18 protein-coding genes, 1 tRNA gene and 1 pseudogene are annotated in these 24,522 nt (G+C 44.0%); 8 read left to right on the top strand and 12 right to left on the bottom strand.

Annotated features, from left to right (window positions below; all coding sequences use genetic code 11):
• Positions 1 to 58: 58 nt before the first annotated feature.
• Together FCL48_RS17170 and FCL48_RS17165 are read right to left on the bottom strand one after the other, a co-directional pair.
• Positions 59 to 1,351 carry an acetyl-CoA C-acetyltransferase gene (locus FCL48_RS17170; protein WP_136873879.1) on the bottom strand — a complete coding sequence of 431 codons (1,293 nt, stop codon included), beginning with the start codon at positions 1,349 to 1,351 and terminating at the stop codon, positions 59 to 61.
• A gap of 255 nt (positions 1,352 to 1,606) precedes the next feature.
• Positions 1,607 to 1,999, bottom strand: coding sequence for a universal stress protein (locus FCL48_RS17165; protein ID WP_136873877.1), 393 nt, complete (start codon positions 1,997 to 1,999; stop codon positions 1,607 to 1,609).
• 191 nt (positions 2,000 to 2,190) lie between these two features.
• On the opposite strand from FCL48_RS17165, the gene FCL48_RS17160 reads away from it, so the two are divergent.
• Positions 2,191 to 3,501: a putative sensor domain DACNV-containing protein gene (locus FCL48_RS17160; protein WP_136873875.1), complete on the top strand. Its 1,311-nt coding sequence runs from the start codon at positions 2,191 to 2,193 to the stop codon at positions 3,499 to 3,501.
• Between the two features lie 39 nt (positions 3,502 to 3,540).
• On the opposite strand, the gene FCL48_RS17155 is transcribed toward FCL48_RS17160, so the two are convergent.
• Entirely contained in the window at positions 3,541 to 4,617 is a 1,077-nt protein-coding gene (locus tag FCL48_RS17155; RefSeq protein WP_136873873.1) for an AI-2E family transporter, read from the bottom strand.
• Positions 4,618 to 4,813: 196 nt separating this feature from the next.
• On the opposite strand from FCL48_RS17155, the gene FCL48_RS17150 reads away from it, so the two are divergent.
• The 4 genes from FCL48_RS17150 (at position 4,814) to FCL48_RS17135 (ending at position 8,451) form a co-directional block, all read left to right on the top strand.
• A complete protein-coding gene (locus FCL48_RS17150; RefSeq protein ID WP_136873871.1) occupies positions 4,814 to 5,896 on the top strand; it encodes a branched-chain amino acid aminotransferase in 1,083 nt (360 codons plus the stop codon).
• A gap of 225 nt (positions 5,897 to 6,121) precedes the next feature.
• Positions 6,122 to 6,412 carry a co-chaperone GroES gene (gene groES / locus FCL48_RS17145; RefSeq protein WP_136873869.1) on the top strand — a complete coding sequence of 97 codons (291 nt, stop codon included), beginning with the start codon at positions 6,122 to 6,124 and terminating at the stop codon, positions 6,410 to 6,412.
• A 69-nt stretch (positions 6,413 to 6,481) separates the two neighbouring features.
• The gene (gene groL / locus FCL48_RS17140) at positions 6,482 to 8,137 is read left to right on the top strand and encodes a chaperonin GroEL (RefSeq protein WP_136873867.1); all 1,656 of its coding nucleotides are present in this window, start codon (positions 6,482 to 6,484) and stop codon (positions 8,135 to 8,137) included.
• A gap of 237 nt (positions 8,138 to 8,374) precedes the next feature.
• Positions 8,375 to 8,451 (top strand) — tRNA-Met (locus FCL48_RS17135).
• Positions 8,452 to 8,635: 184 nt separating this feature from the next.
• Here the strand turns inward: FCL48_RS17135 and FCL48_RS17130 are convergent.
• The 4 genes and pseudogenes from FCL48_RS17130 to FCL48_RS17115 form a co-directional block, all read right to left on the bottom strand.
• Positions 8,636 to 8,782 (bottom strand): annotated as a pseudogene (locus FCL48_RS17130) (transposase); the annotation flags it as partial.
• Positions 8,783 to 9,201: 419 nt separating this feature from the next.
• Positions 9,202 to 10,185: a hypothetical protein gene (locus tag FCL48_RS17125; protein ID WP_136873865.1), complete on the bottom strand. Its 984-nt coding sequence runs from the start codon at positions 10,183 to 10,185 to the stop codon at positions 9,202 to 9,204.
• Complete coding sequence (locus FCL48_RS17120) at positions 10,182 to 13,121, bottom strand: UvrD-helicase domain-containing protein (protein ID WP_136873863.1); 2,940 nt, start codon at positions 13,119 to 13,121, stop codon at positions 10,182 to 10,184. Before FCL48_RS17120 ends, FCL48_RS17125 begins: the two co-directional genes overlap by 4 nt.
• A gap of 280 nt (positions 13,122 to 13,401) precedes the next feature.
• A complete protein-coding gene (locus tag FCL48_RS17115) occupies positions 13,402 to 13,629 on the bottom strand; it encodes a hypothetical protein (protein WP_136873861.1) in 228 nt (75 codons plus the stop codon).
• Positions 13,630 to 13,742: 113 nt separating this feature from the next.
• Between FCL48_RS17115 and FCL48_RS17110 the strand changes: the two genes are divergently transcribed.
• Complete coding sequence (locus tag FCL48_RS17110; protein ID WP_136873859.1) at positions 13,743 to 14,429, top strand: thermonuclease family protein; 687 nt, start codon at positions 13,743 to 13,745, stop codon at positions 14,427 to 14,429.
• 110 nt (positions 14,430 to 14,539) lie between these two features.
• Entirely contained in the window at positions 14,540 to 15,532 is a 993-nt protein-coding gene (locus FCL48_RS17105; protein ID WP_136873857.1) for a hypothetical protein, read from the top strand.
• A 2-nt stretch (positions 15,533 to 15,534) separates the two neighbouring features.
• Here FCL48_RS17105 and FCL48_RS17100 read toward each other — a convergent pair whose 3' ends face one another.
• A complete protein-coding gene (locus tag FCL48_RS17100) occupies positions 15,535 to 15,960 on the bottom strand; it encodes a hypothetical protein (protein WP_136873855.1) in 426 nt (141 codons plus the stop codon).
• A 477-nt stretch (positions 15,961 to 16,437) separates the two neighbouring features.
• Between FCL48_RS17100 and FCL48_RS17095 the strand changes: the two genes are divergently transcribed.
• Positions 16,438 to 16,671: a hypothetical protein gene (locus FCL48_RS17095; protein WP_136873853.1), complete on the top strand. Its 234-nt coding sequence runs from the start codon at positions 16,438 to 16,440 to the stop codon at positions 16,669 to 16,671.
• Between the two features lie 181 nt (positions 16,672 to 16,852).
• Here the strand turns inward: FCL48_RS17095 and FCL48_RS17090 are convergent, their stop codons facing one another.
• From FCL48_RS17090 to FCL48_RS17075, 4 genes are all read right to left on the bottom strand, one after another.
• Complete coding sequence (locus FCL48_RS17090; protein WP_136873851.1) at positions 16,853 to 17,329, bottom strand: hypothetical protein; 477 nt, start codon at positions 17,327 to 17,329, stop codon at positions 16,853 to 16,855.
• Between the two features lie 106 nt (positions 17,330 to 17,435).
• Positions 17,436 to 20,699 carry a type I restriction endonuclease subunit R gene (locus FCL48_RS17085; RefSeq protein WP_136873849.1) on the bottom strand — a complete coding sequence of 1,088 codons (3,264 nt, stop codon included), beginning with the start codon at positions 20,697 to 20,699 and terminating at the stop codon, positions 17,436 to 17,438.
• On the bottom strand, positions 20,696 to 22,063 hold the full coding sequence (locus tag FCL48_RS17080; RefSeq protein WP_136873847.1) for a restriction endonuclease subunit S: 1,368 nt from the start codon (positions 22,061 to 22,063) through the stop codon (positions 20,696 to 20,698). The genes FCL48_RS17085 and FCL48_RS17080 overlap by 4 nt, the downstream gene beginning before the upstream one ends.
• Complete coding sequence (locus tag FCL48_RS17075) at positions 22,060 to 24,378, bottom strand: class I SAM-dependent DNA methyltransferase (protein ID WP_136873845.1); 2,319 nt, start codon at positions 24,376 to 24,378, stop codon at positions 22,060 to 22,062. The genes FCL48_RS17080 and FCL48_RS17075 overlap by 4 nt, the downstream gene beginning before the upstream one ends.
• Between the last annotated feature and the right edge of the window lie 144 nt (positions 24,379 to 24,522).

Here is a 24,522-nt window from a genome sequence, read left to right as displayed (position 1 = left end):
GGCATAAGGGGTGTTGGCTGGTCAATTAAAGATTGACCAGCCGTTTTTACATACGGGCTCAGCCCACTCGTTCGGCGATCATAGCCATTCCCATTCCTCCACCTATGCACATGGAAAACAATCCCATGTTTAAGTCATTTTGCACCATCTGATGCATCCCTGTGACCACCTGTCGGGCTCCCGTGCAGCCAATGGGATGGCCGAGAGAAATGCCACTTCCCACCTGGTTTGGCAGATCAATGGGGATGTTAAGCTCTCTCATGCAGGCGATCGCCTGGGAGGCAAAGGCCTCGTTCAGTTCGATAGTATCGAGGTCGGAGAGCTGGATACCCGTCCTGCTCAGAACCGAACGGATAGCAGGAACAGGGCCAAGGCCCATATAGGCAGGATCAAGGCCGGCTGAACTGAACCCTTTTATTTCAAGAATAGGCTGCAAACCGAGTTCGTTCGCCTTAGAGCCGGAGACCAGAAGTACTGCGGCAGCGGCATCGTTTATGCCTGAGGCGTTACCTGCAGTTACGGAGCCATCTTTTTTAAATACAGGGCGGAGCCGCTCCATCTTCTCAAGATTTGTCTCCATCGGCCGCTCGTCTGTATCAAAGACCTGGTCGCCCTTTCGGCTTTTCATGAGTATTGGCACAATCTCGTCTTTGAAACATCCGTTTCGGATGGCTTGCAGGGCACGATTGTGACTGAGAACGCTCAGCTCATCCTGCTCCAGACGGCTGATGCCGTATTTACTGGCAATGTTTTCTGCAGTAATACCCATGTGGTAGCCATAAAAAATCTCGTAGAGTCCGTCATAAACGAGTAAATCGGTCACTTCACCGCTGCCGCTGACCTCCATCCTGTGGCCCCAGCGTGCTTTGGGGAGTGCCATAGGAACCATGGACATATTCTCCATTCCTCCGGCGATTACCGCATCGGCCTGTCCGGCCATGATCGCAGTGGCTGCAAGGGTGATAGCTTTAAGACCGGAGCCACAAACCTTGTTGATTGTAAATGCCGCCGTTTCCTTTGGGATACCTGCTTTGATCATGGCCTGACGGGCGGGGTTTTGTCCCTGACCAGTCTGCAAAACGTTGCCCATTATTACTTCGTCAATCACGATTTCTGCAGCGGATTGATCCCAGGAGTGAGCAGACCTCTCTATTTCAAGCTGCCCGTGGTTTTGCAGGGCATCCGGACGTCCTACCTCCATTAAGTGACTTAATTTAGGGCGAAGACAGCTTTTTTTAAGCACCTCGGTAATAACCTTTGAGCCAAGCTCAATTGCGGGTACGGATTTGAGCGATCCACCGAAACTTCCGACGGCGGTACGACTTCCACTGACCAAAAATACCTTTTCCATATTCTTCTCCAGGATCTTTCAGTTAACGTAAAGTGCCACCTCGAAAAACAAACATACCTTAAGATTGTCAGGAGTAAAAGATCTAATTTCGATAGGATGCGGGGGACAATCCCGGGAAATTAGATCAGCTCCGAAAGGGAGCAGATGAAAATGAAGACTCATGATCTCAAGGGGAGCGCGGAGGATGGAGGATGTGATAGAGGTTTTTTGAAAAACGGCAATCTACCAGCAGGGTAAGGTGGATTGCCGGGGTATTTATTTCACTGTAGTAACAGGGCAATGCGCTCTTAAGATAACGAATTGGGCTGTGGAGCCGAAAAGGATCTTACCAACCTTTGAGCGGCTTTTCACTCCAAGGATGATTGAATCACAGTTGTTCTCTGCCGCAAAAGTTACCAGGTCTTCTCCAGGGGACCTGCCTTGGATGAGCAGATGGGTTTGATTGGAGACACCTTCGTTGGTGAGGTAGTCTCCTGCTTTCTTGAGGTTTTCTTCGGCTTCAGTCACCTGTTCACGGGTAGTTTTTTCCCCTCCTGCAAGAGAAGTGATAAGGAACACCTTGGCATCAAAAGCTTTCGCATGCTTGAGTGCAAGTTGGAGAATATCCTGACCGACGTTGGTACCTTTGTATCCGACAACTATCTTCATCTGACGAATCTCCTATGGTAAAGGACAACTGCGTTGTATACGGCGTATATATTTTTTCTTCAGCGCTATAGTAGCACATATTTGCAGTTGAATGAAATAAATACCTCTTCATGCTTGAGTAACGTAAAGATATACAATAATGTGAGCACAGGTGTTTTTTTAATAGCTAAACCTCGGACCATCCGCGAATTATGATACATAAATATCCCAAAGATCTGGTTTTTGAACTGTTGGCCCTCTGGCGTTTACTCGACAATAGAGGGGGGAAAAAATACCAGCGCCTGCCTGACATAGAGGTTCTGGAGGACCTGGTTTCGACCTGTTATCAGGTGAGTCAGATGCAGGAAGAAGCCAGGGGGCTTCGCTTTCGCCTGATGCTCTGTGAGCCCGAAGATATCGATGAAGATGGCCTTGGAGAAAGTAATGGGCTCTTTACCCTCCTTTTCAATGTCCCAAGACCCTACAATGAGTATGAGTTGCTCAAACTTGGACCATCCATTGATTATAATAACTCAATGATCGGTGTTAAATACAGTCGTCAGGACGGGCTGCAGATCTGGGGACTTATCCACTCAGGATCCCGCTGGATGCATATCATTCACGGAGGAAGCAAGCAGGCAACCCCTTTGCCAAAAGCCCTCGGCATTAATGTGGTCGGCTCTGGCAGATTGATTGTCTGCAGGGGGCTTGATATTCTTGCCCAGCTCAGTGGTGGAAATATTATCTCTCCAACGGTCAACGTTTTTCAGTCTGTCTGGATGAAGCAGCGGTTTGAATCTGCACGGGATACCTTGTTCGCCCTTCACGCTGAAAATCCGCGCAATGTGAGTAATGATTGGGCTCAGATAGATGTCTCTTTTATCTCAGATCTTTATCTGCAGTTTTTCAAACATGTCATCAGTACCGTTCGGCGTTCGGGTCATGGTGGCACGATTATCAGTATTCCTGGTGATATGGCAGAATGTATCGCCAATGATAACCCCTATATAGATTTGAAATACCGCTTTGCCGAAGATAAAAAAAGAAACAAGCTACAGGACACGGTTTTGCAGATAATGGAGGTTATGGCAAAGCATTTCGGCAGTTTGTACGGGCCAGATTATGTTGCTGGCTGGAAGGATTATGTCTCCCTGCAGGTCGATGAGTTGACGACGCTCGATGAGAGGATATTCAAGTTTGCCAGGTTTATGGCAAGACTTACAGGGGTTGATGGCGCGGTTGTAACGACGGAAAACCTTGAGCTGATAGGGTTTGGAGGGATTATTCAGGGAACAATGGAGATGGGTGGCACTGTGGCACTGGCCACGGACCCCGAGGGGGTGAGACGCCAGGTAGAGCGCGTTGAGAGTGTTGGAACCAGGCACAGATCTTTTTACTATCTGTGCCACCGCTTAAGAAATATCCTGGGAATTGTCGTTTCTCAGGACTCAAAAACACGTGTTGTCACCTGGAACAAGGATATGGTGACCTGCTGGGATGTCATACCTATTGATTTTACTTAATATCTTTTGGTGGCTTGGGCCTTTATTCATTTTGGTCTGTTACCTGTCATAGCGGGCAAGATAGATGTCAGACAGGGTTAAAAATGCGGTTATAATGAGTGGACCGTATATGATTCCGAGTACACCATAAACACTCAGCCCACCAATAATAGAGAGGAAGACAAGGAGTGTCGGCATTTCGACCTGCTCTCCCACCATTTTCGGTTTGACGATATATTCGACGGAAAAAGAGAGCAGAATATAAAAAATAAAGAGAAAAATACCCGCGCTGAGCCGTCCGCTGAGAAAAAGAAAACCGGCAGTTGGAATCATCACAAGGCCAATCCCAAAGATCGGTAAAAAGGCAAGAATTGCCATTATACTGCCCCAGAGAAGTGGGGAGTTCAGGCCTAGTACTGAGAACACTACCCCGCCTAATATTCCCTGGATGAGCCCGCAAATCCCATTTCCCTTAAGGATTGCATTGGCAATTTCCTGAAATTTTTCAATGAGTAAATGGTTTTCATTCTCAGGCAGGGGGGAGAGCCGGATCATGTGGGCGATTAATTTCGGCTGATCCATCAGCAGGAAAAAAATGACCAGGATCATGATAAAAAAGAGAAACAGAAATTGCAGGATATTGGCCGCCCAGCCGCTTGCCTGGTTGTACAGAAGAAGCCCGCCTTTTTTCACAAGGTAGGAAAACGTCTCTGTCACCTGGGACGGGTTAAAAGTAAAACCCACCTGATGGAGTTGTTCCTGGAGCTTGAAAATCAGAGGACTTTCCTGAAGAAAAGTCTGGAGTTTTAAGCCAACCCGGCTGTCACGCCCCCAGCTGTATAGGGTCAGTGCTTCGTCTGTCAGTGAAAATACGAAAAAAACCAGGGGAACGATGACGATTGCAATGATGAGCATACAGGTCAATGCTGATGCAAGGACATCCGGGGTTTTTCGGCTGATCCAGATATATATCGGCCGGAAGAGATTCGTCAGTAAAAAAGCGAGCACAAGTATGGACCAGAAAGGCCAAAGGATCTTCCCGAAAAAAAAGATGGAGATCATAAAAACAACCAGAAAATATTTGGTGCCTTCTGGTGCTTTTGTGGGCTCGTTGAGCTGATGAGGTAGTTTCGTCATACGTATCTGCTCATGTTAATTTAGGCTTGGTTGAGGCTGTGGATGAATTTGGGTTGCAAAATAACCTATAGCTGAGGTACTTTGCTGTGTCGCATACGATTATAATGCAGTTTGATTTTTTTAAAACTGTTAAAAACTATATAGCTTTGAATTGATTAAGCAAAGAGAAATACGCGTTGTTGAGGAGAATGGACGAATGTGGGAAAACCTTGAAATTGCACTGGAAAAAGTGGAAGCAGGAAAACTGAAGGAAAAACCCTCAGCAGATAAACTTGGGTTTGGAGTTCATTTCACTGACCATATGTACTTTATGAAATGGTCTCGCGAAGAGGGCTGGCATGATTCAAAAATCTGTCCCTATCAGAGCTTTAACCTTGATCCTGCGGCTATGGTTTTCCACTACGGCCAGGCGATATTTGAAGGCCTGAAGGCATATCGGGGGGAGGATAATCAGTTATTTCTTTTCCGTCCCTCAGACAACTTTGAGCGCATGAACAACTCGGCTCTTCGGATGTGCATGCCCAGAATTCCGGTGGAGAAGGTTGTCAAAGCCCTCAAAGCTCTGGTTTATCTTGAGAAAGACTGGGTGCCTGAGGGTGAAGGATCAAGCCTTTATATCAGACCGACCATGATTGCCGTGGAACCGGTACTGGGTGTGCGTCCTGCAAATGAATACTACTTCTTCATAATTATGTCACCGGTTGGTGCTTATTACGCGGAAGGATGCAATCCCACTAAAATTTATGTAAGCGATGAATATGTTAGGTCGGTAAAGGGTGGTGTTGGCCATGTGAAGACCGCTGGTAACTATGCAGCTTCTCTATATATGTCAGAGATGGCTAAAAAAGCGGGTTACACCCAGGTGCTGTGGCTGGATGCCTGCGAACATAAATATATAGAAGAGGTGGGTACCTCAAACATCTTCTTTAAAATCGGTGATGAACTTATTACCCCGCCTCTTGGTGGCTCGATTCTGGGTGGTCTTACCCGCAATTCCGTCATTGCTCTTGCAAAGAGCTGGGGAGTTGAGGTTGTGGAGCGCCAGATCACTATTGACGAGGTTGTAGCGGCAAACAGTAACGGAACGTTGCAGGAAGTATTTGGCTCAGGGACTGCTGCGGTAATTTCTCCGGTAGGAGAACTCTTCTATAAGCAAAAGAGCTATATTATAAATGGTGGCAAGACAGGAGAGCTGTCCGCACGGCTCTTTTCCGAGTTGCAGGCAATTCAGGCGGGACGTCAGGAAGACCCCTTTAAATGGGTTGTTCGTGTTGGGTGAAAGTCATGTAAGTACAAATAATTAGCGGGCCTGTTGTGTGTTGACAGGTCCGCGTTACCCCTCCTTCTTTTTTTTTATTTTCCTCCCTTGATTTTTAAAAATCAGCCCCTATATTTTTGCCCAGTTTGAGAGGTACCCAGTGATTGGGTACGAGCAAGTTGGGAATCCATAAACAAATCGATGGGCCCTTTTTTTTTGAAATTTAATTGTAGTTAGGAGGAAGTAATGAAAATTCGTCCATTGAATGATCGTCTTTTGGTTAAAAGGCTTAAGGAAGAAGAGAAAACTGCTGGCGGTATTATCATTCCTGATAGCGCTAAAGAGAAGCCAGCTGAGGGCGAAGTAGTAGCGGTTGGTCCTGGTAAACTGTCTGATAAAGGTGAAAGAGTTGCCTTACAAGTTGCCGCAGGTGACAAGGTGCTTTTTTCCAAATACGGTGGCACCGATGTGAAGTTAGACGGTGAAGATTACCTGATCATGCGTGAAGATGATATTCTTGGAATTATTGAGAAGTAGGATTACTACGTTACTGATTAACGGTTACAATTTAAAATAGTTATCTCGTTAAATAGGGAGATTAGAATAATGGCTGGTAAAGAAATTAAGTATGGCGTTAAAGCCCGTGAGTCTATCCTTGCAGGTGTAAACATCCTTGCTGATGCAGTAAAAGTAACCTTAGGTCCTAAAGGACGTAACGTACTGATTGAAAAATCTTTTGGCGCTCCAACGATCACCAAAGATGGTGTTACTGTTGCAAAGGAGATTGAAATTTCCGATAAGTTTGAGAACATGGGCGCGCAGATGGTTAAAGAAGTTGCTTCTAAGACCTCTGATGTAGCCGGTGATGGTACCACCACTGCAACCGTACTTGCCCAGGCAATTTACACTGAAGGTGTAAAGCTTGTAGCGGCCGGTGGTAATCCAATGGAAATCAAGCGCGGAATCGATAAAGGTGTTGAGGTTGTTATCGCGGAACTTGCTAAAATTGCGACTCCTACCAAAGAGCAGAAAGAAATCGCTCAGGTTGGAACCATCTCTGCAAACAGTGACGAGACCATCGGTAACATCATTGCAGAAGCCATGGACAAGGTTGGTAAAGAAGGTGTTATCACCGTTGAAGAAGCCAAGTCAATGGAGACCACCCTCGATGTAGTTGAAGGTATGCAGTTTGACCGGGGTTACCTCTCTCCATATTTTGTAACCGATCCAGATCGTATGGAAGTAAGTATGGAAGATCCATACATTCTTCTTGTTGAAAAGAAAGTTTCCAGCATGAAAGATCTTCTCCCTGTTCTTGAGTCTGTTGCCAAGATGGGTAAAGGTCTGCTGATCATTGCTGAAGATGTTGACGGCGAAGCCCTTGCAACCCTCGTGGTCAACAAGCTTCGCGGTACTCTCAATGTTGCAGCTGTTAAAGCTCCAGGTTTTGGTGATCGTCGTAAGGCAATGCTGGAAGATATCGCTGTTCTCACTGGCGGCCAGGTCATCACTGAAGACCTTGGTATCAAACTGGAGAATGTTACGGTCAACGATCTTGGAACCTGTAAACGTGTTGTGATCGATAAAGACAACACAACCATCGTAGATGGTGCCGGTGACAAAGATAAGCTTGGCGCACGTGTAAAGCAGATTCGTACCCAGATTGAAGATACCACTTCTGATTACGATCGTGAGAAGCTCCAGGAGCGTCTTGCCAAGTTGATCGGTGGTGTTGCGGTAATCAATGTTGGCGCTGCAACCGAAATCGAAATGAAAGAGAAGAAAGCTCGCGTTGAAGATGCACTGAATGCAACCCGTGCCGCTGTCGAAGAGGGTGTTGTCCCTGGTGGTGGTGTTGCTTATATTCGTTGTCTTCCCGCTCTTGCTGCACTTAATCTTCCAGGTGAGCAGGCTGTTGGTAGAAATATCCTTCTCCGCGCTCTTGAAGAACCTGTTCGTCAGATTGCAAATAACGCAGGCCGCGAAGGTTCTGTCATTGTCGAGCATGTGAAAAGCCTTACTGGCGCGAATGGTTTCAATGCCGCAAGTGAAGAGTATGAAGACCTTATTGCTGCTGGTGTTATCGATCCTGCAAAAGTGACCAGAACTGCACTGCAGAATGCTGCGTCTGTTGCCGGTATGCTTCTGACCACCGAGTGTGTCATTGCTGATAAGCCTGAGGAAGCTGGTGCTGCTGGTGGTGGAATGCCTCCAGGAATGGGCGGCATGGGTGGAATGGGTGGAATGGGCGGAATGATGTAAGATTCGTCAGATCCTTTAAGTACCTTACAGATTAAATTTTTGTTTTTGCAAGAATTCAATTTTCCTGAAGGTACTTACCCCGGCTTATTTGTAGATTGCTGGGGAAAGGATTAATGTTGTGAAAAAGGCTTCCCATATGGGAAGCCTTTTTACGTTGTAGCATTTTATTTAATGAGAGCGGTGAAAAAGTATTGACAGCGCCTTCTCAATACGGTAAAAATTTCGCCTCATCTCAATGGCGATGTAGCTCAGATGGTTAGAGCATACGGCTCATATCCGTAGTGTCCGGGGTTCAATTCCCTGCATCGCCACCATGATTATCTTTAGCCTTTACAGGCTTTTACATATTAACCCGTTACGATTATTCGTGACGGGTTTTTTTTGTTTTAGGTTGCTGGTAGGCAAATGGTAGGCGTATTTGAAATAAAATGGGTCTACCCCAAAGAAGGAGGGTAGTCTGATTTTTGTCGTAACCTAATGGAGCAACTTTTCTATTTTTCAATATCCGCACAAGACCTTAACCCGCATCCTGTAATTTTCAAAGTTCCTGAATCTGTATGCTCTTCTCTGGATGAGTTTCATTTTCCTGTGAAAGCCTTCCACAAAACCATTGCTCCTATCGTAACGGAATATACGGGCAATAGGATAGAAAAGGAAACCACTGATCGGTATGGTAGAACAGTTGGTTTTGTGTACATTAATGGCCTTAATTTAAGCGAACAGATCACATTGCTAATGGTATGGTTGGGTTTACCGGAAATACTGTGAGTGGAGCTTCTGTGACGATTGGTTAGACCTTGAAAAACAGGCACGAGAATCCAGGTTGGGCTTATGGAGAGACAAGAACCCTCAATCACCGTGGGAATGGAGAGCAGAAAAACGAAACGGAAGTGGTGGAAAAAATGCTGCGGTTCAAGGTGGCGCAGGTATATATTATGGTAATGTGAAAAGTCATGTTCTACATAGTTCTGGTTGTCAGCATTATAATTGTAAGAATTGTACGGCTGTTTTTGATTCTACTCAGAATGCTAAACGGGCTGGTTATCGTTTCTATAATAGCTGTATCAAGTAGTAATGACTTTACTTAAAACAATGTGGTACGGGTACATGGACACCGCTTCTTCTGTGTTGTTATCATAACTTTCAACAGGATGAACATGTACTTCAATATCCAATTTCTTTTGGTCTAAATCTATTGACAGGCTCGGAGTGTATGCTTTTAGTTTGCCATAATGCATATAGCCTAATCCCTGGTGGTCATCATCGACCTCTTTCAAGCAGTTAATCAAATCATAAATCCGTTCAGAGATACATGCACAAGAATCACGTACTTCATTCCCATCTAAATCAATTACAGAACCATCACCTTCACCAATAATCACCCCTACTAAATAGAGCCTTTCAATATCATTTTGTTTTCCCAAAAGATATGCGCCTCTTGCTACATCTGAAAGTAGCTGACCGGAACATTTGTGTGATGGATTGTGTGGATCAAAAGCATATTTCCTCAAATTCTTTTCTTTGGGTTCCCAGTGCTTTCCGGTAAGAAAATATTCTGATTCGTTACAATACCTTTCATAGCCGAAGTGTTTCTTGTAATGCAGCACCTTGACTTCAACACAAATAACACTGCTGTTGAAAATGTCCCTATGTTCACCTTTTAAGTAAAGGTTCCCACCTGAATAGAATAAGTTAGCATCCTCAAACTCCTGAGTTGCAAGCCCCTTGATGAGAGGTTTATTGGGAGAAATTATTAAATCTATTCCACCCAAATTATTTGGTAAATAGCTTTCAGAGTTATCTTTCAATAGATCACGGAAAGATATTTCTGGTTGCTGTGGGTTAGCAGTTTTACCCCATACTATTCCAGCATTCTGAAACTTTTCACTCAGCAGCTCATTGATATGATCACGTAAACATATATCAGATTCATTATCTGTTAAACGGTCTTCTTTATACTCAGAGTTCTGTTTAAACTTAACGCAAGCACATTTGATGATTTCACCAATGCTGTCCCTTAATACTTTGTCAATGGTGCTAATATTCACAGTGGTTTCTCCGTATACCCACACTTCGTCTTCCCGTAATTCGAACAACCAAGGAACTTCCCGAACTTTCCTCTTCGTTCCACCATCACACCGTCTGAACACTGCTTACACCCTGAAACCACATTCCCACATTCAGGGTTTTTACAGCGATAGTATCCTCCATCTTTGATCAATGGGTATTTGTTACAAGCATTACAGGTTCGAGGGGTATAGCTACAGAATGGATAATGTCCACAACCAAAGAAAAATCTACCATCGGGCATTACTCGCATCATCATTTTACCAGTACCACACGAAGGGCATGTTCCAAAATCCGGTGGTGCTGATGCTACTCCCTCTGTACTGATCTGATTGAAATGATATTTGCTACCATTCCTTTCGTCACGAATCTCTTCTATAAACACCGAAGGCTTAACAACATCGAATAGAACGAAGGAATGATGCTTTGCTCTGGTGATCGCAACATAGAATAGCCTTCGTTCCTCTGCGTACTCGTGCGTTTCTGACTGCGGAAGAACAAGATCAAGAAGGGGTTCGTTTGCAATCTTCGAGGGGAAACCATAACGGGCATCATTAACATCCACCACAATTACAAAATCAGCCTCTTTACCCTTACTTCCATGCACAGTATCAAACTTGAATGTATACTCTGGATAATGCTTTGCCATGTTTTGGAGGAATGCAGGTTTAGAGAATGAATACCTACCTAAAATGTATATCGTTGCTTTTTCAGGGTGCTTGGTTTGTATGTCATCTACACAATGTTGAATTGCCCTGTCTACATCTTCATAGTATTCCACGAGTGTCACAGCATTGGTTGGAACACTGGTATGAGATGTAACGTCCTTCTTGATCTGCGCAGGGTTTTGAGTGATAAAGGTAGTTGAAAAATCATTCAGTTTATCATTGTATCGGAAGGTTTTATCCAGGGGTACTTTCTTGGTGTACCCGAAATACTCTTCAAAGTTTCCAGTGTAACTAATATCAGAACCAGAAAAACGGTATATCGACTGCCAATCATCCCCGACACAACTGAGGACGGTATCATCTCCCTTGTCCACCAACGACTTCACCAGATCAGCCCGTATAGCCGAAATATCTTGGAACTCATCTACCAGAATGTATTTAAACGAAGGTTTGTATTTTCCACTCTGGACAAGGTCTGTAGCCTTCCTAATCATGTCACTAAAATCAACAGTACCAGACCGATTCAGTTCATTGGTGTATTCGGCATATATAGGTTCAAAAACGTCTATAAATGCATGACAACGAGGTCTGTCTGGATGTTGATTGGCATTGACCCTTATTGTATCAAAAGAGTATCCAGACTGCTTGAAGAGGTCTAAAAAGGTCACGATTAGCTCGGTGAATTGGTCAGCTTTCTTTTCTTCTCCGATACTGATCAACAATTCCAGAAGTTCTTGAAATGATAATGGACTGAATTTCACTCCACGCTTCTCTAACTTTGAATGTAAAAGATCAGTAAGAGTACCTTCTTTCATTTCATAGCTATACGTTTCAACCAATATTGTCTCATGTTTATTGTGTAAACCACGCTTCCACTCAATCCCTTGTGTATATTCAAACTGACTCACAAAAGGTGGTGTTGATCCATCTCTGCCAATACCGAAATGCTCAATGTAGATATCGTATTCCGGTAAATAGAAATCTGGCTGATACTGTGTCTTGTCAGCAGTTGCAGTGTCTATTTTGTAAGGGTGTTCATAGATGTATTTGATGCCATTGACAAATAGAAAATCAGCAATGACAACCTCTTCAAAGCTTTTTAGTTTCTCTTGTTGTAGCGATTTTCGACCACTGCGTTTCTCTGCCCACTCAATCCTGGACTTCAGGGAGCGCATATCACCTTCTTGTAGGGCAGCGAAATAGTCGCCCTGTTGTTGATGGTCGAACTCACTTTCATAAGGGATTAAATGTGTGACGAAGTAATCAATGACTCTCTGGTTGTAGGCTTTGTCACTCTTGGTTAAATCAGTAAGGAAATTATTAATGATCTTGTAGAATTCTGCTGTATCTTCTTGCAGTTTACTTACTCGTGGTTTCTTTCCGGTACTTTCACCTATAATAGTTAGTCCCAATTTATGGAATGTGCTGGTTGTTACTCCTTCCACATTGGGTAATTTTTCTTTGATTCTCTCATCTGTTTCTTTGCTGGCTTTTCGACCATATGCGAGAATTAAGATTTCATGAGGTTGGGCAAGACCTGATTGAATGAGATAACCTGCTTTTGCTATTATCACGGAAGTTTTACCACTCCCTGCACCCGCAATGACGAGGTTGTTATCTTCGTTTACTATACAGGCCAAACGCTGTCTCTCTGTCAGGGGATTGTTCTCAACTTTATCGAAATACTCTTGAAAACTGGAAAGCTCTTTCGCGATGAATTTCTGATTCTGCTTATCCCTTATCTGGTGACTTTGGGAGAAGAGAGAGAGGAACTTGCCTATGATCTTCTGCTTTTCCTCTGGCATAAACTGAAGAGCGAAATCATTATTCAATTGTCCGGTTAGCTCTTTGTTCTCTGCCTTCCATCTCTCAATCTTACTATGTCTCGTGTAACGATAACTGAAAGCACTTTTAAAACTGTCGTAGGAACCCTTGATTTGTTTATATGCTGGATTCAATAGACCTACTTGGTAACTGCCTACTCGTTGGGTCAATACCTGTAGAGAGGATTCTGACGATTTCTTCTTGATACCGGATATAACAAGCCTTTCTCCATTATCAGAGTGGATGACGATTTTATCCCATAACATCCCTGGTATGCGTTCAGGTTTTGTTTTAATTTGAGAGTAATTTATACTCCTGGATTGATCCTTCCAAATTAATTTCGCACATTCATCTGCTATTTCGGCACCATAACCCAACCGGAGCGTTACGAGTCTATATATGGTGCTAATTGGGATGATGGACATTGATTCCTTTTCCAAGTGCTGATCAAAGCTCAGTGAATATTAACACCTTCATAATTTTCCTGCTCAAAACATACCATAACTGGAGAGATAAATAACAGTAAAATTAGGGAGGTAAACAACTAGAGTGAAGCGAAACAAAAGAAGACGATATTCAGAGTGGATGTTGAAATTGGTAAAAGATTCTCATCCATTGCTGAGTTAGTTGGGGAGAAGCGGGAAGAACTACTGGAGGAAATGATGTCAGCCTACAATGAATGAGTACAAGGTGAAATAATAGGTGTTAGCTGAGAGTATTTTCAACGTTTGATCTAACACCATTTAGGTCTAAGGTAGCCACCTCAAGCTTTAATGAACTGTTCTTCTCTCGATACTCTTCATATTTTTCAATAGCGACCTCCGCGAAGTGGACCACTCCTGCTGCAGCAATTCCGGTTATTGTTCCGGCTGCATACATTACAACATTAACTGCCTTGCCAATAATACCAAAAATATCATCCATGAATCCCATGTGAGCCTCCTATTGATTGTTATTGTTTGTATTACCACTGCTTCATCTGTTTAACCAGAAAAACATTGATATTAGGTAGATATGAGGTGTAATATCGAGATTTGGAGAAATTAATGAATATATTCTCGATAAAATACCCCTATTTGTGGTTATGCTTTTTTCTAACGATATACAACATCTCTACATCTTATGCCCTAACAGGAAAAGTTGTCAGCATAGCAGATGGTGATACCATCACCATTCTCGATTTGTCCAATAAACAACACAGAATACGCCTCTATGGGATAGACACACCCGAGAAAGGGCAACCATTCGGTAATGCTGCCAAGAAGCATACAGCCCAATTAACATACAAGAAGAGCGCAACCGTCAACGCCTACGATACTGATAAATATGGCCGGACCGTTGGAGTTGTTACCGTCGATGGGACCAATGTAAATGAAAGCCTCATTAAAAACGGTTATGCCTGGCAGTACAGAAAGTATTGTAAGGCTGATTTCTGCGATGAGTGGTTGGATAATGAGGAAAACGCCAAGTCTGCAAAAATCGGATTGTGGAGCGACAAGGACCCGGTTCCTCCATGGGATTGGAGAAAAGGAGCACGTAACTCGTCATATCAAGAGACCGCCCCTGAGAAGTATGCAGCTGTTCAAGGTGGACTCCATGGCAATGTGAAGTCGCATGTGTTCCATGCACCTTCTTGCAGGCATTACAATTGTAAGAATTGCACAGCCATCTTCTCAAGCAAGAGTGATGCTTTGAAGGCCGGGTATAGGACTTGTGGGCAGTGCAAGCCTTGATCTAGCCGTGCTGTTTTTCCTATCACCTTAATGTGTTATTTCTTGTGACAACCTATCGATTTGTGTAGTTATTTATAGAAACATCATACTAACCTTAAAAAGGATGCCTTATGAGAAATCTATTACTACTGATTTGCTCAATTTTTCTTGGGGGGTGTGCAGGAATGAACCTTGGTGAGCCCGAAAGATGGGCTACAGATCAAGCGTTTTACTCAACGAAAATGCCGTCAGTTAAATTGATAATCAATGACAATAGGCTAAAGCTCGCAAATCAAGAATCAGGTAACAGAGTTATAGTTAGTGATAGCGGCAATTTTAGGTCCGGAAAAGAACGCGAGTGGTTTAAATACAGGGGCAGCGGTGTTGGACTGAATATCAGTATAGAAACGGTTGACAGAGGAAGGATATACCTTGGCAAGCCTGACTATTTACAAAAATCATGGGGAGTAAACTTTCACTCATCTTCCAGCACTTTTAACGGTAAAAAGTACGCAACAGCCATCCTCTGCAATAAGGAGAATGGTAAGACCGCGCTGTTTAAAGCATATGGCACAACGTTTGGTGATGACGTTAGATTTCAAATCTTTTATGCGGAAGTTGTCTCTGATACATGGCTTGAGAAAAACCCTGACTTTCTAACTCAAAAGGACCAGGAAGAGATTCATCAATTTAGCAAAAGAGCAGATGACTCCTTTTCTTTAGCGCCTTATAATGGGGCTACTCCACCTAATAAAGTTGTTAGTCTAAGTAGTGAGGAGGAAAATGGGGAATTGCCTACCAGTTATATTAAGGCAAAGATAAAGAGCAGTAACCTTGAAAATGATATCCTGAAAAAGCATCCAGAACTAGGTCGATGTTATTCCCTTACTCCAAACGACACTAAGAGGAGCCTTTCCAGTCTTAAGCATGGGGTTGTGCAGGAGATTACGAGTGGTATGGATGATGTCATTACTTCTCAGGAAATCAAAGCACTAAGAACCTCCGTGTCACAAGGAACTATGCTTCAATTCATTAAATTACACAGCAGCAACTTCAATGTAGATTACCTACCCGTAAAGTACAAGAAAGAGTGCTTGGAATTTAGACGTAAATATTCAGATTAGTGCTAGTTATCTTCTGGATAAACACCTTCACTTACGAAACCTGTGCAGTTTACGGCAATGCTTTTTGAGAATCCAAACCAGGATTTCAGACGGATATCGCCACCGTGAACCCGAGTATTGTGTTCGTTTGTTCCGCCAGGCCTGAAAACGATCATGTTATCACCAAGTGTGGTGTTGTAATTGACTTGGCTTAAAGTTGAAATTGGTAAAGATCGGATAAATTCATTGTTAAAAGTATATAAGTCGGTCTGTCTGTCCTCGAATCGTACAATATAGCTTTTGCCGTCTTGGATTGCTGAAAATCTGACCTCATTTAGAAAGTTTTTGAGTTCAGCAAAATCGCTATTTACCCGGTGATAATCAAATAAAGGAAAGCAACCAATTGAACTGAAAAATATTGAAAGTATTATGATCCGCTTGATGTTCATGTTTTCAGGCATGGTAAGAATTAAGAAAAGCCTCCAGTATCGTATAATTCAAAATTCAGGGTAGAGTATAGCCTATTTCATGTTCTGTTAGAAAGATATTGTTGCAATTTAAATGGTGCTCCTTGAGATGAAGTGGTGGAATGGCACCAGCAAGAGTGATGCTTTGAGAGTTGGTTATCGGGCTTGCGAACAATTTAGCCCCTGACTGCTTGGCACTGGCAACACTCTATCAATTACATGGATTAATCATTGCAATGCTTTGTCTACCTGTGTACTTTCAAAATGTTCGAGTATCAGTCTATTCTATCAGGTTTTTAGATTGATCAGGTATTGATTTTAACAGCCGTTGACGAAGAGCAATAACCTTAACTCGTGCCCCCTCTAACTTCATAGAAAGCGTAATTCTAATCGCGCTTATTTCTCGGTTCCCATGCGCTGATAAAAACAGCATGAAAAACTTTACAACAGGATGAGGATATGGCCAACTACCCTATGCGTGATGTAAAGACTCAAGATACTGAACATAACAAAGGGTCAAACACTGGATCTATAACCTATATTAAAAGAGAGCCGGACTTCGACAAGTTCACAAAGGATTGGGCAAATTATAATTACAAAAAATTACACAATGAAAATGAGTCTCTAAAAGGGATAATTGGGGGTATTGTCTTTATTATAATACTTGCCATTGTGTATTTATCTGGAAGGTGATCATAAGGGCCTAAAAGTCAGAAAGATACTTAACCAAAGCAGATGGTATCACTACCTATGGATTTGTGATTGATACCTCAGGCCAAAGCTTGAATTACAGGTGGGTGCCTTTTTGGGGATTTTTTGATACAACCCACCGGAAATTAATTAGCATTGCAAAACAATAACTATATGTATTCTTTCACAGAACACTCCCTCCAGACACCATTGGAACGAGTTGCCCATCCTCCTGCTCTATCACAATCGTAGTAACTGCAAGAGGATCAGCGGGTAGTTCCATTTTGAACTTCCTGTATTCACCGCCATAACTGCAAATCTGTTCAGGAAGTGACGCTGCAAGTTCTTCTATCAAAGGACCAAATATATGACTATGGCTGATTGGGTCTGAAAGTAAAGACGCCGAAGCAACACCTCTTATTTCTTGTCCGTCTGGGCTAATTTGCTTGAAATTAGCAGGAACTTTACGCCAAGGAACCGAAACAAAATCGGATGCAGATAAGCAGCGTAGCAACTTTAGTTTTTCCTGATCACTACCCTGAAGGGTGTATGTTTTTCCAGAAATTCTCATAACATGCCCATACTCAGTAGTGTATGCCCAAAGATTTAATACCACCTCTGGTTGTTCTAACGGCTGTCCTGTAGCGCTTGGGTATTGCATATGGAATTCCTTTTCTGTTGTAATTAAGTGTTCTAAAGCATGAATACCTACTCTCAATGATCTTTTTCAATGAAAAACGAGTCAACCTAATCTTTTGATTCAGGTATTAATTGCCACCCTGTAACAAATCAAAAACTACCCTTGCAAACCCCGCAGCCCTCCTTGGATCAGACAAAAGCTGCATCATTTGATTTTGGTGTGCTTCATGGCTGCCCATCACTGCATCATCTACAGCCTTCGGAAAATCGCCAAGCATGGCCTGTTCTGGTGAGTTATTGGCAATCTGTAGCATTACAGTCGCATTCTCCAAAACCTTGTCACGGATGGTATACGCGTAATTAACGAGGTCTTTGTCTGTCAGTTCATCAGTGATAAAAAGCTCATTAAGCCGGGTGATGATCTGCGATATCAGCTCTTCTTTTCTGTCCTTTGCTTTTGCTGTCCCGAGTCCATCACCTGGTTCAAGTTTGTGTTCATCACTGTTTGCCTCAAGTTTCAAAGATTGCTGTTTGATTTTCGACAACCTGTAATGGCTTAAAACAACGCCCTGCAGGTCAATATCCTCTTCGTCTACAGCAATCTGCAACATCGGCCGCAGGTTACGGGCATACATGCTGAGTTTTTCCAGGTCAGTACTGTCGTAATCAACAATCTGTGACATGAATTCATAGAAGCGGACAAAGGAGCCAAGATCCTTTTTAAAGATTTCCAGTGCATCTTTCTCTTTTTTACATTCCTTGAAGCTGTTTTCGGAATTGGCAATCAGCACCGGATCACCAGTCTTCTTGGTTCGCTTAAACATCTCCAGCGCTTCCTTATAGGCTTCAATGGCCCCCTTGTAACGGACCTTCCACCTATCTACCGCAGGCTTGCAGATATTGGCGATAGCGGCATTGCTCTTACTCTTTTGCAGGTATGCTACACAGAACTGCTCCACCTCTTGCCACAGAAATATCCCGGCACTGCGTAGCTTGTCGAAAAGATCATGAATTAAATCAGGATCCGACACATCAGCAAGCTCCGCCGTCTTGTAATAAGGGTAAAAAGCATCAAGAATATCTTGTGGTTCATTAAAGAAGTCCAACACAAAGGTTCCGCTGTCTTTCTTCCCGGGAAAGGTCCGGTTTAATCTTGAAAGGGTTTGCACACATTCCACACCGCCGAGTTTCTTATCAACATACATGGCACAGAGCTTCGGTTGGTCAAAACCGGTCTGAAACTTATTGGCTACGATCATCACCTGGTAATCATCAGAGTCAAAAGCCTTGCGCATATCCCGGCCTTTGAGCCCAGGATTCATGTTTTTACCGGTCTCTGTGAATTTCTCTCCGAGCAGCCCTTCAACATGCGGGTCATTATCACTGAATTCAACCTCACCCGAGAACGCCACCATGGCGTGAATATTCTTATATCCTTTTTCTGCAATGTACTTTTCAAATCCCAACTTATAGCGTACGGCCTCTTTCCGTGAACTGGTCACCACCATTGCTTTTGCCTGTCCACCCAAAAGCCCCATAACATTATCCTTGAAGTGCTCAATGATCACCTGCACCTTCTGGGCGATGTTATAGTCATGCAGCCGGACCCACTGGTTCAGCTTCACCTTTGCTTTCTTACTCTCCACCTCCCGGTCTGAAGCCTGGATCTTCATGGCCAGGTTATACGCCACCTTGTAATTTGTATAGTTCTGCAGGACGTCCAGGATAAACCCTTCCTCAATGGCCTGACGCATGGAATACACATGAAACGCCTCGGGCTTATTCGTGCGGGAGGGGACTTCATCCGGTTTTGGTAATTTACCAAACAGCTCCAGGGTCTTGGTTTTCGGTGTTGCAGTAAAGGCAAAATAACTAAGATTCTTTGACGACCGGCGTGAAGCAACAGCTGCATCCAACAGATCTTCTGAGGTCAATTCCTCTTCACCACTTGCCTTGGCATCAAGCATCAACACTTCTTTTAACTGTCGAGCCGTTGAGCCAGACTGGGAGGAATGCGCTTCATCTGCGATAACTGCATAATGACGCTGTTTAAGGCTCACATCAGCTTCAATGGCTTTCAGTACATGAGGAAAGGTTTGGATGGTAACGATAATGATCGGCTGTGAATTGGTGAGCGCCTCGGCCAGTTTTTCAGACTTTGAACCATCACCTTCCTCTTTATTGATCCGGCCCACCACACCGTCCACATGCTCAAATTGATAGATAGTGTCCTGCAACTGTGCATCCAGTACATTCCGGTCTGTAACGATGATCACGGAATCAAAGAGCTTATGGCCGGTATCGTTATGGAGTGATGACAACTGGTGTGCAGTCCAGGCGATGGAGTTCGATTTTCCAGAACCGGCACTATGTTGGATAAGATATTTATTTCCTGGCCCATCACTGCGAGTCGCATCGATCAACTTATTAACCACATCCCACTGATGATAACGGGGAAAGATCATTGTTTCTTGACGGTATTTCTTTCCTTCCCAATCTTCTTTTTCCTCTATCTGTAGATGTACATAACGGCCTAAGATGTTCAGCAGATTATCGGGCTGCAGCACCTCGTTCCACAGGTAGTCGGTTGCATACTGGTCCACATTTCCAGGAATATCATTTCCTGCCCCACCATCTCTGGTGCCTTTATTAAAGGGGAGAAAGAAGGTGTCTGGCCCTGCAAGGCGAGTCGTCATATATACTTCGTACTGACTCACAGCAAAATGGACCAGGGCTCCACGTTTAAATGTCAGTAATGGCTCACGCTTTTTCGTCACCGGATCAACCGGTGGCCGGGTTGTTTTGTACTGCTTGATGGCATTATTAACCACCTGCTTGAATTCTGACTTCAGCTCCATGGTAACAATTGGGATACCATTAACAAACAGTACCAAGTCTATTCTCCAGGCCTTTGCCTTGGTGCCAGTATCTGCCAGATGCTCTTCTGTTGCCCAGGGGCTGTAAACCAGTTCCGGGACTATCCGCAAGCGGTTCTTTGCATACCGCGCGAGGGTATCAGGGTTTAGATCATGTTCCGGCTTAAACTGACACAGAGAAAACCGCGCACCACGATCACGCACTTCATGCCGCAAGACCCCAAGGGTGCCAAAGGTGCGCATTTCTTTATCAGCAGCATTAGGATCCGCTTTGTTCAGTTGGTCGGCAACACGTTCAAGCAGCTTTTGCTCGGAATCATGGGGATAGATCTTTTTATACTTTTGCCACTGGCTGTCCTGGGTCTCTTTGACAAAACCTAGCAGATCCTCTGGGTAGAGGGCAAGGTCACGGTTGTAGTTCTCAGGTTTGCCGAGTATCCAGCCACTATCAAGGAGCTGCCGGATAAGGTCGTTCTGGAAGGTCAACTCGTTTGCTTTATCGCCGGTGGGTTTCATGGGGTATCCAGGATGTTCTGGTGGGCTGTTGGTGGTTGCCAGTTGCGGACGTCAATTTTGCCGGTTACTGCTGCTGAGATGAGGGATGTACGGCGTTCTTGGAGAAGAGAAATTGACTTCTGTGCCGTCGCCATTGCTTTATCTATAATTTCGTTTTGAGTCGTGATGTATCTTGCGATTTCTATTTGTTCCTTATTTCCGGGCACTAACAAGGTGTAGTTACCAACCTGCTCCTGTGATATCATAGGGATAGCCGTTGACGAAGTCTGCATTTTCACTATTGATTGAGTGAACGTTGCCATCAAGCTATATTTAAGATAGTCAGAATCTATATTCAGGTCCCTTAGCACAATTAAGCTCGGGTTAATGGTTGCTTTTCCAAACCCGGCCTTTACCACTGCTATTTTTCCAACAGTACTTCCTCTCTGAACAACCAAAACCATACCATCACCAAGCATGATCTCTGGTGACTCATAATACTTTTTCCAAGATATATACTGCGGATTGTCAAGTTGGATTTCCCCAGTACTATTCATTTCTGTTGCTCCGATAACCACTGCGCCTTCGGTTTCTTCAACTAGATCATCGGTTGTGTACCCTCTAAACCCTATCCGACCTTTTACTAAACAGTAAAATTTTACTTTGGCCATTTCCCAATGTTCAGGAACCTCCCCCAACCATTCAACTCCTGAGTCGCGCATCGGCGCATCGGGGTTTAGCCCTTTGGTAACGGCATGGCTGATTACTGCCTGGCGTTTTTCTTTGAGCAGCGCAATGAGCTGTTGCTGCTTTTCGATAAGGGTGTCGATCTTGGCTGTTTCGTGGTCGAGGAAGTTAGCGATTTGGGACTGTTCGTCAATGGGAGGTACTAAAATAGGTAACCTTCTCATTTCCTCAAATTTCATCGATTGCCTGAGGCCACCCCCCATTCCATAAAAGACCTTAGTGGTGTCATATGAATGTAGGAGACGGTAAAGAAATCTGTCATCGATAGTATGTGGTTTTGCTACAAGCTTTAAATAAGCAGATGTTATAATCCCTTTTTCAATAGCCCGTCCCACCCTCAGACTGCGTTTGTCATTTTGTAAATCTGTTAGTCTAAGTATTAAATTTCCAGGATCTACCATTTGGTAAGTATTGAAAGACTCTGGAAGAAGACCAAAGTTTTTTTCTACATCCCTCCGAATAATATTACCGTAACTTAAAGACAAAACGTTGTTTTCATTTCCATCGACATTTTTGATACTTTCTGTGGTCACCGTGCCTAAAAGAGGTTTTACCTCCCATACGCCGGGAATGTTACCAACCCACTCAACCCCAGACTCCTTATACTCAGCATACCTCTGATACTTCCCAACCATCATGAATGCACCTCCCGCAGAAGCTGCATAATCTCCCCACTCACCTTATCAAGATCCGCATCTATCTCCGCCAAGTCCCGAGGCGGTTGGTACACATAAAAATGCCGGTTAAAAGGTATCTCATAGCCGACGATACCAATCTCATCGTCTATGGCGTCTCGTTTACTGCTATCGATCCATGCTTCTGGCACATGGGGCAGTACCTCTTTTGCGAAATATGCCACATTCACCTCGTTTACAGGTCGGGATGGATCCAGGGCAACGTTCTCATGGTCACGCAGGTCACCATCCGGCTGATACTGCAACACCTTGCCGTTTACCTCAAAAAGCCCATACACAGGATCGGCTGAACCTTTTTTATGGACCTTTTGGATTACTTTTTCTGCTTCCGGGTTCTTCCAACTTACCGCCGCTGTAATCTGCTTCTTTTCTTTGGTCTCAAGTTTTACCCCACTCTTTTTTATGACAGCATCATAGCTGTTCATATCGTCATGCTGAGCAATCCCTATGGCCTGTTGCAGACGTTTTGCTGTTTTGAGGATCTGCAATTGACACAACCAGGTCTTGCGGTCCAGAAGGTCTTTCACCTGCTTTTCTTTCAACGTGCTGAAGTTCTTTTTGATATACAGTCGAATATCGCTTACATGCTCACTCAGATCACCATAGTTATCTTCGGACCACCCTTGACCGTACTCTGCATAAATCCACTGCATCGGTATATCCAGGGGCTTAGGAGCAAAGCGCAGTTCTTCAATCCGCTCGTCACTGAACTGGTATGACATTCGTAAAGGACGCTCAATAGTAATCCGCCTGTAGCCAAATTCATGGGAGTAGAAAATCTTGCTGCTAAAGGTCTTGGGTGTTGCAGTTTTTCCATTTTCGGACTGACGACCACGGTTACTTTTCTGCTCTGCAGGTTTATCCAGCTCCTGGGCATCAATCACCTCAAAGTTACCGAAAGCGCGGGTGATGGTGGCGATATCATCCTCATCCATTACGTTACGCTTGGAGCCAAGGGATTTACGCATCTTACCACAGAGGTTTACCCCGTTTATCAACTGAACCTTACCTTTTCGCTCTGCCCTCTTTTTATTGGAGAGTATCCATACATAGGTGGAAATACCGGTGTTGTAAAACATATCAGTAGGCAAGGCCACAATTGCTTCCAGCAGATCAGCTTCAAGTATATATCGTCGGATTTCAGACTCGCCAGAACCAGCACCACCGGTAAAGAGGGGTGAGCCATTCAGAATTATACCGATACGACCACCACTTGCTCCCTGTACATCACTACCGATCTTATCTCGGAGCTTACTGAGAAGGTGCAGGAGAAATAACAACGAGCCATCAGACACCCTTGGCAGACCAGGACCAAAACGGCCTTCATAACCTTTGAGGGTATGCTCATCCTTGATATCTTTTTCGATCTTTTTCCAGTCCACACCAAAAGGAGGATTGGAGAGCATATAATCAAATCTGTCACCGTACAGCTGATCGGCTGACAGGGTGTTGCCGTACTTGATATTGCTCACTTCTTGCCCTTTAATCAGCATATCGGCCTTGCAGATGGCGTAACTCTCAGGGTTCAGCTCCTGACCATAGGCCCGCATGACAGCTTGGGGGTTCAGTTCATGTACGTATTCCATGCCGGAAGAAAGAAAACCGCCTGTACCCGCTGTAGGATCATAAATGGTGCGAATGATACCCGGTTTAGTGAGAGCATCATCATCTTCCATAAACACCAGGGAGGTGGTAAGGCGGACGATATCGCGAGGTGTAAAGTGCTCACCTGCTGTATCATTGGAACTTTCTGCAAAGCGCCGGATCAGTTCCTCAAAGACCAGTCCCATTTCATGGTTTGTCACCTTCTTCGGCGAAAGATCCATTGTCCGAACCTTCTGGACAATTTTATAGAGCAGGTTAGCATCACTGAGGTGACCAATAAACTCACTAAAATTGAAGTATTCAAAGATCTGCCTGGCGTCACTAGAAAAGCCCTGAATATATGATTCCAGGTTATCCTTGATATCGGTCTCACCAAGGGTAGAAAGGTTCATCTTTGAGATATTGAAAAATGACAGCCCGCCGGTAGCTCGCAGCAACAGCTTTTCCTGAGCTTCTTCTGGCAGATTCATATTTGAGATTTTGTCATGCTCAGCCAGCACTGCATCCTTGGTTTCCTCCAGGACACCTTCAAGACGGCGTAGCAGGGTAAAGGGTAATATCACCCGCCCATACTGACTTTGTCTAAAATCACCACGTAAGAGGTCAGCCAAGGACCAGATGTAAGCTGCAAGGTTGTTTGTTGCTTGTGTCATTATCTAAAATATTCCTTTGGAGAATCGTAAAATATCGTGTTGTGAATCAGCGGTGTACATTCCTCAGTTATCAGCTGTGGGACGTTTGAAAATATACCTGCTGCACCATCCAACAGATATATCTACAACTTACGGAAAGGGGAA

This window comes from Desulforhopalus sp. IMCC35007 (genome assembly GCF_005116575.1).
Lineage (GTDB): Bacteria > Desulfobacterota > Desulfobulbia > Desulfobulbales > Desulfocapsaceae > Desulforhopalus_A.
This window is presented reverse-complemented; position numbering and strand designations above follow the sequence as displayed.